Annotated in this window: 10 protein-coding genes; 2 read left to right on the forward strand and 8 right to left on the reverse strand. The window is 66.8% G+C overall.

Features of this window, described 5'->3' with window-relative positions:
- Positions 1 to 156 precede the first annotated feature (156 nt).
- Entirely contained in the window at positions 157 to 453 is a 297-nt protein-coding gene (locus AC5P8R_RS19130; RefSeq protein ID WP_014037553.1) for a hypothetical protein, read from the forward strand.
- Between the two features lie 69 nt (positions 454 to 522).
- On the opposite strand, the gene AC5P8R_RS19135 is transcribed toward AC5P8R_RS19130, so the two are convergent.
- The 7 genes from AC5P8R_RS19135 to AC5P8R_RS19165 form a co-directional block, all read right to left on the reverse strand.
- Positions 523 to 1,401 (reverse strand): hypothetical protein, encoded by an 879-nt coding sequence (locus AC5P8R_RS19135; RefSeq protein ID WP_495223736.1) that lies wholly within the window; start codon positions 1,399 to 1,401, stop codon positions 523 to 525.
- 111 nt (positions 1,402 to 1,512) lie between these two features.
- The gene (gene dld / locus AC5P8R_RS19140) at positions 1,513 to 3,213 is read right to left on the reverse strand and encodes a D-lactate dehydrogenase (RefSeq protein ID WP_169410359.1); all 1,701 of its coding nucleotides are present in this window, start codon (positions 3,211 to 3,213) and stop codon (positions 1,513 to 1,515) included.
- Positions 3,210 to 4,349: an FMN-dependent L-lactate dehydrogenase LldD gene (gene lldD / locus AC5P8R_RS19145; protein WP_049407546.1), complete on the reverse strand. Its 1,140-nt coding sequence runs from the start codon at positions 4,347 to 4,349 to the stop codon at positions 3,210 to 3,212. Before lldD ends, dld begins: the two co-directional genes overlap by 4 nt.
- 4 nt (positions 4,350 to 4,353) lie before the next feature.
- Positions 4,354 to 5,118, reverse strand: coding sequence for a transcriptional regulator LldR (gene lldR / locus AC5P8R_RS19150; RefSeq protein WP_014647493.1), 765 nt, complete (start codon positions 5,116 to 5,118; stop codon positions 4,354 to 4,356).
- Positions 5,119 to 5,171: 53 nt separating this feature from the next.
- Entirely contained in the window at positions 5,172 to 6,830 is a 1,659-nt protein-coding gene (gene lldP, locus AC5P8R_RS19155; protein WP_046431188.1) for an L-lactate permease, read from the reverse strand.
- Between the two features lie 223 nt (positions 6,831 to 7,053).
- Positions 7,054 to 7,506 (reverse strand): MgtC/SapB family protein, encoded by a 453-nt coding sequence (locus AC5P8R_RS19160; RefSeq protein WP_014647495.1) that lies wholly within the window; start codon positions 7,504 to 7,506, stop codon positions 7,054 to 7,056.
- A gap of 129 nt (positions 7,507 to 7,635) precedes the next feature.
- Positions 7,636 to 8,394, reverse strand: a complete 759-nt coding sequence (locus AC5P8R_RS19165; protein WP_014647496.1) for an SDR family NAD(P)-dependent oxidoreductase — start codon at positions 8,392 to 8,394, stop codon at positions 7,636 to 7,638.
- Positions 8,395 to 8,788: 394 nt separating this feature from the next.
- On the opposite strand from AC5P8R_RS19165, the gene AC5P8R_RS19170 reads away from it, so the two are divergent.
- Entirely contained in the window at positions 8,789 to 9,742 is a 954-nt protein-coding gene (locus AC5P8R_RS19170; protein ID WP_495223737.1) for a helix-turn-helix transcriptional regulator, read from the forward strand.
- 119 nt (positions 9,743 to 9,861) lie between these two features.
- Here the strand turns inward: AC5P8R_RS19170 and AC5P8R_RS19175 are convergent, their stop codons facing one another.
- The gene (locus tag AC5P8R_RS19175) at positions 9,862 to 11,772 is read right to left on the reverse strand and encodes a CocE/NonD family hydrolase (RefSeq protein WP_032957710.1); all 1,911 of its coding nucleotides are present in this window, start codon (positions 11,770 to 11,772) and stop codon (positions 9,862 to 9,864) included.
- Between the last annotated feature and the right edge of the window lie 153 nt (positions 11,773 to 11,925).

An 11,925-nucleotide genomic window follows, 5' to 3' on the forward strand; every position in this document is an offset into this window, starting at 1 on the left:
CCTGCACCGGAATGGCCCGGCCTGCCCGCTGGCGCGATGCCAGTCATCCCTCCCACTATGCAATGACCATGCTGTGCCGGCAATGACCGGGGCGCTGACGCCTTTCGCGCGCCGGGTGCTATCGTTCCGCCCATCTTCCCTGCGCAGGAGCGCTGCATGTCCGCCTTCCGTCTGTCCCTGTTGCTACCCGCGTCGGCCCTGCTGCTGTCGGCCTGCGTCAGCACCCCCGGTCCGCAGGTCAAGGGTACCGGCCACTGCGACGCCAGCCAGCTGGGCTGGGCAATCGGCCAGCCCGCCAATGAGCCCAACATCCGCCGCCTGTCCAGCGAAAGCGGTGCCGGCCTGGTCAACCCGATCGGCCCCAACACCATCACCACCAAGGACATCCGCCACGACCGCCTGCGTGTGTACGTGGACAAGGACAACATCATCACCGCCACCCGCTGCGAGTAGGCGCTGTAGAGCCGAGCCCATGCCCGGCTGCGCTTCCGTGACAGCCGAGCGCAGGCTCGGCTCTACAGCTCAGGGCTCGGTATACCCCGCGCAGTCCGGCAGCGCCTGGTCGGGGTGGAACACCCCATCACTGAAGCGGAACAACCGCGTGTAGCTGCACGCCGGGTCCTGCTCGGTGCGCAGGTCCTTCTTCTTCAACGGCCCCTTGGCCAGCGAATCCTCGAAGCGTGAGACACCGGCCGGGAACCGCGTCGCCACCGTCTGGTAGCGCAGCACCGGCATGCCCCCGGCGGCGGTATCCAGCGCCAGCCTTGCCGAGAACCCGTACTCGTCGTGGCAGGCGCCTGCGCGCTGCTTCATGTCCTGCTCGCTGAAACAGGCGCGGATCATCGCGTTGCCCAGCCATGGCAGGGTCAGCACGTCGTCGTCCACCTGGATGTCATCCTGCAGGTGACGCACGCGCGCCAGCTGCAGCGTGGACGCGTCGGCACCACCGCCTGAGTACATCGTGCTGAATTTGACGATACCGCCCACCAGCACGTTCTGGCGGGCGCGCTGCCGCGGGTCGCTCACTGCCTCATCGCTGCCAACGCCAGGCGCAAGCCGCACGATCCACGGCCACAGCGAAAGCTCGCTTTCCTGCGGCACGTCGATGCTGACGTGGTAGACGTGCGGCTCGCTTTCGCCGGCCTCCCGTTCAGAGACTTCCAGCGTCGTCGGCCGATCGCCGTCCTCGGCCACCGGCTGCACACGCACGCACCAGGCACGATCGAGGGTGCAGTACTGCATGCGTGCTTCGCCCTGCCCTCCCTGTTCCAGCACCTGCCCCAGCGGCTCCATCACGTTGCCGGCGGCGTCGCGCTGCTGCGGCAGGATCGCGGACTGCGCCAGCAGCGGTGTTGCCAGCAATGCAGCGCACAGGGTCGCGCGGGCAACGATGGTGGGCATGGGCGGCTCCTGCGTACGGGATTCCGATGGTAACCGCTGTCCGGGTGGGGCTGAGCTATGCTCGACGGCTGTCTGTCGGGAAGAGCAGCCGAGCATGGGCTCGGCTCTACATCATCCGCAGTCGCAGCCACCCCACCCTTTTTCCTTCGAGGTCTGGCCGATGCCCGGATTGAACGTATTGCTCGGGTCCAGCTGCCGATAGAACCCGGCCAGGGCCGGCTTGGCCGGGTACAGGTGGCCGACATTGTGCTCGGCCGGATACTCGGCGCCGCGCTGGTCCAGCAGCGCCCACATCGCGTGCTCGATCGCCATCGGGTCTTCGCCCTTGCGTGCGATGTAGTCCTGGTGGAACACATGGCACAGGAAGTGCCCGTAATACAGCTTGTGCAGCAGGCGGCCATCGATATCGGCCGGCAACTGCTCGAACCAGTCGGCATCATCGCGGCGCAGGGCGATGTCCAGCGCCACGATATCCTGCACCTGGTCCCGATGCACTTCGCGGTAGCGCACCGCCGCGCCGGCCACCGCGAAGCGATGCAGGAACGCCTTGCGCCCCTCATCGGCCGTGCAGTGGAAGTAACCACCCTCATGATCGGCGAAGAAGCCGCGCAGCCAGGCCTCGGTTGCCGCCGCGTCCTGTGCGGAGACCTTCAGCAACAGGTGATGCTCGTAGCGCTGGCGGAATTCACCCATGCGCCTGGGCAGGTGCGAGGGCAGCAGGCCGGTCAGCACCTGCATCACCCGGTCGGTCACCCCGCGCAGGCCCAGCCGCTCGAACCATCCATCGACCCGGCTCTTCAATGCGAACGCGGCGGGCACACGGGAAGTGCCGAGGCGGTCGATCAACAGGAAGCTGTCCTTGCCGTAGCGCTCGCCGATGTCATAGGCATCGCGGTGGATGTACTCGCCGGCAATAGGCAGGCGCTCGAAGCCGGTCAGCAGCTGGCGTCGGATCGCAGTGAGGCTGTCGGTGCGGTTGCTGCCGATGTAGAAGACCTCGGCGGGCTCCTTTTCGAAGGTATCCAGGCGCACCGCGAACACCGCCAGCTTGCCGGCCGAACCGGCCGCTTCGAAGTGGCGGCTGGGGTCGGCGTTGAAGCGTGCCGGCGTATCGGCATCGACCCGGCGCACTTCCTCGGCGTAGCGTGGATCAGACGCGGCGCGGCCATCGCCGTCACCCACGTCGTCAGCGGCATAGTCACCGGCCTGCAGGCGCTGCAGGATCTGCTCGGGCGTATCACCCAGCGCGATGCCGAGGTGGTTGACCAGCTGCAACTGGCCCTGCGCATCGACCTGCGCATACAGCGCCAGCTCGGTATAGGCCGGGCCACGGCGCACCAGCGCGCCGCCGGAGTTGTTGCAGATGCCGCCCAGCACCGAGGCGCCGATGCAGGAGGAGCCGATCACCGAATGCGGTTCGCGGCCCAGCGGTGCCAGGGTCTGCTCCAGGCGGTCGAGCGTGGCGCCGGGCAGGCACAGCACCTGGCGGCCCTCGTTCAACAGCTGGATGCCGGTCAGGCGCAGCGTGCTGACCAGCACGATCGGGCGCCCATAGTCGTCCCCATCCGGGGTCGAGCCACCGGTCAGGCCGGTATTGGCCGCCTGCAGGATGATCGCCGCTCCGCCCTGCACCGCTGCCTGCAGCACATACCACAGTTCCAGCAAGGTACCTGGGCGCACCACCGCCAGCACCGGGCCATCGCCGAAGCGGTAGCCACGACGGAAGCGGCGCGTGGCCTTGTCGCCGGTCAACACATGGCGGCTGCCGACCGCGTCGCGCAACTGCGCCAGCACGGCGTCATGGCCACTCATGGCAGGTTGACCAGCGAATCGCGCCCGATGTCGGCAATACGGTGCGCGCCGGTCAGTGTCATCGCCACGCGCATCTCCTTGGCGATCAGGTCCAGCAGGTTGGCCACGCCGGCCTCGCCCTGCGCGGCCAGCGCATAGACGAAGGCGCGCCCCAGCAGCACGGTATCGGCCCCCAGCGCCAGCATGCGCACCACGTCCAGGCCGGTACGGATGCCCGAATCGGCCAGGATCTTCAGGTCGCCCTGCACCGCATCGGCGATGGCCGGCAATGCACGTGCGGTAGACAGCACGCCATCCAGCTGGCGACCACCGTGGTTGGAGACCACGATGCCATCGGCACCGAACCTGACCGCATCGCGCGCATCATCCGGGTCGAGGATGCCCTTGATCACCATCGGGCCCTTCCAGAACTCGCGGATCCACTCCAGGTCCTTCCACGAAATGGACGGATCGAAGTTGCTGCCCAGCCAGCCGATGTAATCCTCCAGCCCGGTCGGGTTGCCGCGGTAGGTGGAGATGTTGCCCAGGTCATGCGGACGGCCGAACAGGCCGACGTCCCACGCCCAGTGCGGATGGGTGACGGCCTGGCCGATGCGGCGCAGCGAGGCATTCGGGCCGCTCATGCCGGAGTGTGCATCACGGTAGCGCGCGCCCGGCACCGGCATGTCCACGGTGAACACCAGCGTGGTCACGCCGGCGGCCTGTGCCCGCTCCAGCGCATTGCGCATGAAGCCACGGTCGCGCAGCACGTACAGCTGGAACCACATCGGCCGCTGGATGGCCGGTGCCACTTCCTCGATCGGGCACACCGATACGGTGGACAGGGTGAACGGGATGCCCCGGCTGTCGGCCGCGCGCGCCGCCTGCACTTCACCGCGGCGGGCATACATGCCGGTCAGGCCGACCGGCGCCAGCGCCACCGGCATTGCCAGCGTTTCGCCGAACAGCTCGGTTTCCAGGCTCAGGTCGGACATGTTGCGCAGGATGCGCTGGCGCAGCGCGATGTCGGACAGGTCGGAAACGTTGCGCTTCAGCGTGTGCTCGGCATACGCGCCGCCATCGATGTAGTGGAACAGGAACGGCGGCAGCCGGCGTTGCGCTGCGGCACGGTAATCGGTGGAGGCGGAGATGATCATGGGGTCAACCGTGTGGGGAAGGCAGGCGCGAGGCCCGCGCACGCCGGGCTTCGTTGTCATCGAGCGTGCGCAGCGTGGTGTGCACGAACTCGAGGTGGGCATGCGCGGCGGCGCGCGCGCGTTCGGGGTCGCCGGCCAGCACCGCATCCATCATTTCGCGGTGCTGGTCGGACAGGGGCGAGAAGGTCCTCGCTGAGGTGTAGAGCTTCTCGCGGCTCTGCGAGATGTTGGTCTGCAGCAGTTCGAACAGGCCGCGCATCACCTGCAGCAGCACCAGGTTGTGGGAGGCCTCGGCGATGGACAGGTGGAAGGCCGCGTCAGCCTCTGCTTCACCGGTGGGGTCGTCCTTGCCGTGCGCGTCCATCATGGTCTGGAAGGCCTGCGCGATGCGCGTACGGTCCTCATCGGTGGCTCGCAGCGCCGCATGCCAGGCAGTGGCACCTTCCAGCGCGTGGCGGATCTCCAGCACGTCAAAACGGTATTCCGGGTCGCCCTGGAACAGCGGCAGGTACGGCGCCAGCGGTTCATCCAGCGCCTGCCGCGCGCGCGCCGCCGGTTCGGCCACGTAGGTGCCGCCACCGATGCGTGCGGTCAGCAGGCCCTGGCTGGCCAGCTGCGCGATCGCCTCGCGCAGCGCGGTGCGCGAGACCCCCAGCTGCACCGCCAGGGTGCGCTCGGCGGGCAACCGGTCGCCCGGCCGCAGCCGCTGTTCCTGCACCAGGCCGCGCAGCTGCGCGGCCACCCTGTCCGAAATACGTTGCGTGCTCATGGCGCCATTGTGGCCCGAAGCGCACAGCGGGTGGTCGGCCAGCCATGCATGGCTCAGGGAATCATCCAGGTCAGCCAGTAGGCCTGGGCCAGGGTGATCAGGCCGACCATCGTGGTGAAAATCAGGCTGTGCTTGACGGTGAAGCGGAACAGGTCCGACTCCTTGCCGGCCAGGCCGACCGCCGCGCAGGCAATGGCGATCGACTGCGGCGAGATCATCTTGCCGGTAACGCCACCGGTGGTGTTGGCCGCCACCAGCAGCACGTCGGATACGCCGATCTGCTGCGCGGTGGTGGCCTGCAGCGCCGAGAACAGCGCATTGGACGAGGTATCCGAACCGGTCAGGAACACGCCCAGCCAGCCCAGGAACGGCGAGAAGAACGGGAACGCATCGCCGGTGTGCGCCAATGCCAGCGCCAGTGTTGCCGACAGGCCCGAGTAGTTGGCGATGAAGGCGAAGGCGAGCACCATGCCGATCGAGTAGATCGGCATGCGCAGCTCACGCACGGTTTCGCCGAAGGTCTGCAGCGCCGAGCGGGCCGGCATGCGCAGTGCGATGATCGCGATCACCGCCGCAAGGATGATCGCGGTGCCGGTGGCCGAGAACCAGTCGAATTTGTAGATCGCCTCATAGCTGAGCGGCGCGTCGACGATCGGCGGCATCTTCTGCACCCTCTGGTCCAGGCCCGGCACCGGGAGCTTGAGCACCCAGCCTTCCAACGGGCCGCCTGCCGCGAACAGCGACTTGAACGGCTTGATGCTCCACAGCGTGACCATCGCGGTGAGGATCAGGAACGGCGACCACGCCTTGGCGATCTGGCCGACGCTGTAGCGTGGTGCCTCCAGTGCCTGCGCGGCCGCCTCGGCGCTGGTTTCGGTATCGAAGCGGAAGATCCGTACCGGCTTCCAGCGGCGCAGGAACAGGGTCAGGCACACCAGCGACGCCAGCGAGGCGGTGATGTCCGGCAGCTCCGGGCCGATGAAGTTCGAGGTGAGGTACTGCGCGATGGCGAACGAGCCACCGGCCACCAGCACCGCCGGCCAGGTTTCCCTGATGCCACGCCAGCCATCCATGATGGCCATGATCCAGAACAGCACGATCACAGTCAGGAACGGCAGCTGGCGGCCGGCCATCTGGCCGATCTCGAATGCATCCAGGCCGGTGACCTGCCCGGCCACGATGATCGGGATGCCCATCGCACCGAACGCCACCGGCGCAGTGTTGACGATCAGGCACAGGCCGGCGGCATACAGTGGCTTGAAGCCCAGCCCGACCAGCAGCGCCGCCGTGATCGCCACCGGCGCACCGAAGCCGGCCGCGCCTTCCAGGAAGGCACCAAACGCGAAACCGACCATCAGCATCTGCAGGCGCTGGTCTTCGGTCACCGACAGGATCGAGGCGCGGATGATGTCGAACTGACCGGTCTTGACCGAGACCTTGTAGAGGAACACCGCGCCGATGATGATCCAGGCGATCGGCCACAGGCCGTAGACGAAGCCGAAACCGGCCGCGCCCAGCGCCTGGCTCAACGGCATGCGGTAGAACAACAGGGCCACGCCAAGCGCGATGGCCACGGTGATCGTGCCGGCCAGCCAGCCCTTCATGCGCAGCACCGCAAGGGCAACGAAGAAGAACGCGATCGGCAGCAGCGCGATCAGGCTGGACAACCACAGGTTGCCGGCGGGGTCGTACAGGTGTTGCCAGGGCTGCATGAAGGCTCTCGACTGGGGCGGGATGTGCTCCACCGCAGGCGGTGGGTCGCCGTGGCTGTCGATTATTGGTCGTACCAATAATGATTTCGATCAGACCACTTGCAGCTGATTTAACCGCCGCTCCGACGAAGTGCCTATTAGACCATAGGGCTAGACTTCATATTGGTCCGACCATTACGGCTCTCATGGTAGTGGCGGCCGCTGGCCGGCAACTAGACCTTCCCTACGGAATCCTTTTCTCCAACCGCCGCATCACCGCCAGCACCAGCACGCACAGCACGCTCACCCCGATGGCGATCACGTACTTGCTGATCCCCACCGCAATCCCGATGGCCGCTGCCATGATCAGCGAGCTGGCCGTGGTCAGGCCGCTGACCTGGTCCTCGCGTGACCCACGCAGGATGGTGCCAGCGGCAACGAAGCCGACACAGGCCACCACCGCTTCGATCAGGCGCACCGGATCGACCTGCAGCAGGTCGCGGTAGCGCTCCTGCTGGAAATGCTCGGCCACCGAGTCGCCGAGGCCGACGATCAGCGCAGCGGCCCCCGCGATCAGCATGTGCGTACGCAGGCCAGCGGCGTGCTTGCCCATCTCGCGCTCGACGCCCAGCACGCCGCCGAACAGCATCGCTGCGGCTACGCGCAGCAGGATCGAGACATCCTGGGTGAGTTCCATGGTCAAGCTCCGGGGTTTTCCCGGAGCGTCGCGTGGCCCCCGTGGCACAGAGGTGAAGGCCACGCCACAGTCCGTTCACCCGGTAGCGCCGGGCGACACCCGTCGGCACCGCACCCTGCGTTCAACGCATCACTGCGCCAGGTAGCCACCATCGATGGCGTAGTACGCGCCGGTCGCAAACGAGGCGTCGTCGCTGGCCAACCAGGCCACCAATGCCGCTACTTCCTCGGCCGTGCCCAGCCGCTTCAGCGCGTGCCGTCCTTCCAGCGTGGCGCGCACCTTCGGGTCCATCTTCTCCAGCAGCGGCGTGCTGATGAAACCCGGACCCACCGCGTTGACACGGATGCCGTCGGCCGCATGTTCCCACGCGGCGGTCTGGGTCAGCCCGACCACGCCGTGCTTGGCCGCCGCATAAGCGGTGGAACCGGCATAGCCCACCTGGCCCAGGATCGAGGCCATGTTGATGATGCTGCCGCCGGTTCCAGCGGCCCGCATTGCCTGGATCTGCGCACGCTGGCACAGGAACACACTGGTGAGGTTGACGTCGATGACCCGCTGCCAGCCCTCGATCGGATAGTCGCCGCTGCTGGCCGCCGGCCCGCCGATACCGGCGTTGTTGACCGCCACATGCAGGCCGTCAAGTTCCTTGACCGTGCGCTGCACCGCCGCCTCCACTGCTGCATCGTCGGTGACGTCCAGCGCGATGCCGATGGCCTGTGCGCCGGTGCTGCGCAACTGCGCCACGGTGGCATCCACCGCATCCTGCTTGAGGTCCCAGACCGAAATACGGGCACCGGATGCGGCCAGCGTCTGTGCCACGGCCAGGCCGATGCCCGACACGCCGCCGGTCACGATCGCGGTCTTGCCGGTCAGCTGGTAATCAATCATCTGCATTCTCCATCGGTGGGGGGAGCGATGCGGCGCGCGGCCGCCAATCCATCACCTTACGCCGGCCGCTGTGACGAGCAGACCAACAGCCTGTCCGCGGATGATCGTTCCAGCAATGAAACCTCAACCGAAGTTCATGTAGGGAATCAAGTACGGATATAGCGGCAAAACGCTGGCGTATGTCCGGCACCCCGTTCAACTTGGCCGTAATGACCAATCGGTTTGACCGTATTCAAATCCCCTGCGAATGATTCGCAGCGACAATGGGAAACGTTTCCAGTTTCTTCGACACATTTTTTCCAACCTGGCGTTTTCCGGCCTTCCAGGCTGCCCGCTACGCGGGGCAGCACATGGGCCATGGTGCCAGCGCCTCCCCTCCTGTACGTGCCGAGCGATGTCCCGATACTTCACCTTTGCCGATTACCGCCGCTTCGGCCAACGCCACGGCTTCGATTACCGCGCTGATCCGGAACACCTGCGTGACGACCAGTGGGCCGGCCGCGGCGAAGTCAACGAACAGTTCATGCGCGGTGGCATGAGCCTGATCGCCTCCGACGTGCATAACCGGTTCCCCTATGTGGCGACCGCGCAACAGCGGCCCGGGCTCGCCATCCGCGTGATGCTGCAGGGTCAGGTCGACGTGCGTATCCCGCGACGCGGAAGTTTCACCCTGCGTGCCGGCACCGCGATGACCGCCCACCATCGCGACCAGATCGAGATGACCGGCGCGCACCCCGGCGAAACGCGCCTGCGCGGGGTCAGCGTGATCGTGCCGGGTGGCATCGCCGCGGATGTTTTCCAGATGCCACAGCTGGAAAAAGCGCTTGGCACGCACCTGGAATGCCGCCACTGGGCCATTCCCCACGCCATGCTGCCGGTGCTGGGCCAGTTGTTCGACAGCCCGTGGCAGGACGGCATCGACGCGCTGTGGCGCGAAGGCGTGGCATTGCAGCTGCTGGCCCTCGGCCTGCAGGCCGAGGATCTGCAGACCGACCCGGTGCGCACGCTGCGTGCCGGCCAGCGCGAGCGCCTGGAACGGGTACGCAGTTACCTGCATGACGACCCCAGCCATGCACACAGCCTGGTCGAGCTGGCCCGGCTGGCCTGCATGAGCCCCAGCTCATTGCGCCGCCATTTTGCCCAGCAGTATGGAAGTTCGGTGTTCGACTACCTGCATGAACAGCGCATGCGCCATGCCGAACAGGGCCTGCGCGAAAACGGATGGACGGTTGAGCAGGCCGCCGCCGCCAGCGGCTACCGCCACCCCAGCAACTTCGCCGCCGCGTTCCGCAAGCGCTTCGGCCTGGTCCCCAGCCGCTGGCGTACGGGCCCCTCGAAGGTGGGGTGAGGATCCCCGCTCCGGTAGGTGTCGACCTTGGTCGACACGCTCTCGCGCCGTCGCGGATGCCGGCCAGCGGCCGGCACTACCGCCGCCGGGCATCGCGCACCCGGCGTACCTCATCAACCTCAATACACCGGCAGATCGATGTAACTGGCCTGCGCTGCGCTGTGCCAGACCCGCTGCGTGGCCTTCTGGTAATCGCCCGGCTTGGCCAGGTAGATGTTCGGCACGTACGTCTGCGGATTGCGGTCATACAGGGGGAACAGGCTGGACTGCACCTGCACCATCACCCGATGGCCCTTCTGGAAGGTGTGGTTGGCGTTGGGCAGGTCGAAGCGGTACGGCAGCACCTGGTTGGCGGCCAGCGGCTTCGGATCGCTGAAGCTTTCGCGGTAACGGCCACGGAAGATCGCCAGCGACACCGGCAGCTCGTAGCCACCCATCTCCGGCGTCGACGCTTCCTGGTCCGGATACACGTCGATCAGCTTCACCACCCAGTCGCTGTCGGTGCCACTGGTCGAGGCCTGCAGGTGAACCACCGGTGCGCCGCCGATGCGCAGCGGCGCGGTCAGCGGTTCGGTGATGAAGGTCAGCACGTCCGGGCGGCCATCGACGAAGCGCTGGTCCTTCACCAGCCAGGTGGTCCACATGTCGCGGTCGCCGAAGCGGACCGGGCGCGGCACGAACGGTACCGGCTTGGCCGGGTCGGACACGTATTCCTCGAAGTCCCCCTCGCCCGCCGCCGGTGCCTGGAACGCCAGCTTGCCGCCAGCGCGCAGGTACAGCGGCTTGCTGCTGGCGGCACAGCCCTTGTCGCAGCTGCGCGGCCAACCCTTCAGGCGGTCCCAGTGGTTCTCGCCGGTGTTGTAGATCAGCACCGGCGGCGTATCGGCCTTCGGCGCGCCATCCACCAGGTACTGGTCGAAGAACGGCTTGAGCACATCGCGACGGAACTGCAGCGCGGTATCGCCATCGAACTTCAGCGCACCCAGCTCGCTGCCGCCGTAGTTCACCTGGCTGTGCCGCCACGGGCCCATCACCAGGTAGTTGCGGTTGTTGCCGCTGTCGCGCCCTTCCATCGCCTGGTAGGCGTGGTTGGCACCCCACATGTCTTCCTGGTCCCACAGGCCCTGCAGCCACATGGTCGGCACCTTCAACGGTGTCTTGGCCATCACCGCGTCCAGCGCCTGGCCCTGCCAGAAGCCATCATAGGCCGGGTGCTCGACCAGCTTCTTCCACCAGGTCAGCTGGTCCACGCCGGTGAAACGCGCGTAGTCACCGGCCGAACCGAGGCGCAGGAAGGTGCTGTAGTCGTCATAGCCGAGGCTGGGCAGCGGCGTGCCCTTGCCGCGCTTCTCGGTCTGCATTGCGAAATAGTTGAAGTTGACCTGGCGGAACGCACCGTAGTTGAGCCAGTCGTCACCCATCCAGCCATCGACCATCGGGCTCTGCGGCGCGGCCACCTTCAGTGCCGGGTGCGGGTCGGTCAGCGCCATCACCACGGTGAAACCCTCGTACGACGAGCCGAGCATGCCGACCTTGCCGTTACTCTCCGGCACGTTCTTCACCAGCCAGTCGATGGTGTCCCAGGCGTCGGTGGAGTGATCCACCCTGGTGTTGTTCAACGGCCCGCGCAGCGGCCGGGTCATCACGTAATCGCCTTCGGAGCCGTACTTGCCACGGATGTCCTGGAACACGCGGATGTAGCCGCCGTCGACGAACACCTCGTCGCCCTGTGGCAGCAGGTCGCGCATGCGCGGCGAGTCACTGCGGTTGGCACGGCCAGCAGCGTCGTAGGGGGTGCGGGTCAGCAGGATCGGGGCATTGCGGGCACCCTTGGGCACCACGATCACCGTATACAGCTTGGTGCCATCACGCATCGGCACCATCACCACGCGCTTGTCGTAGTCACGACCGACATCGGGGGCAACGAAGGGCTTGCCGCTGATGTCCGGGGTCATCGGCGGGGTATCGGCGGCCAGCACGGCGCTGGACAGGCAAAGGGCAATGGCTACAGCGACGGCACGCACACGCATGGACAACCCCTCCCGGCAGGAAAGCTCCAAGCCTACTCCTGCCCCGAGCCATGAAGTGTGTGCGGGCTTTGCATTCTGCGGTGGATGCAGGCAGGACTGATGGCACATGTGCGGCCAATGTGGGAGCAGTGCGTCCTGTAGAGCCGAGCCCAC

It is taken from the genome of Stenotrophomonas sp. YJH_SMC_73 (genome assembly GCF_059370155.1).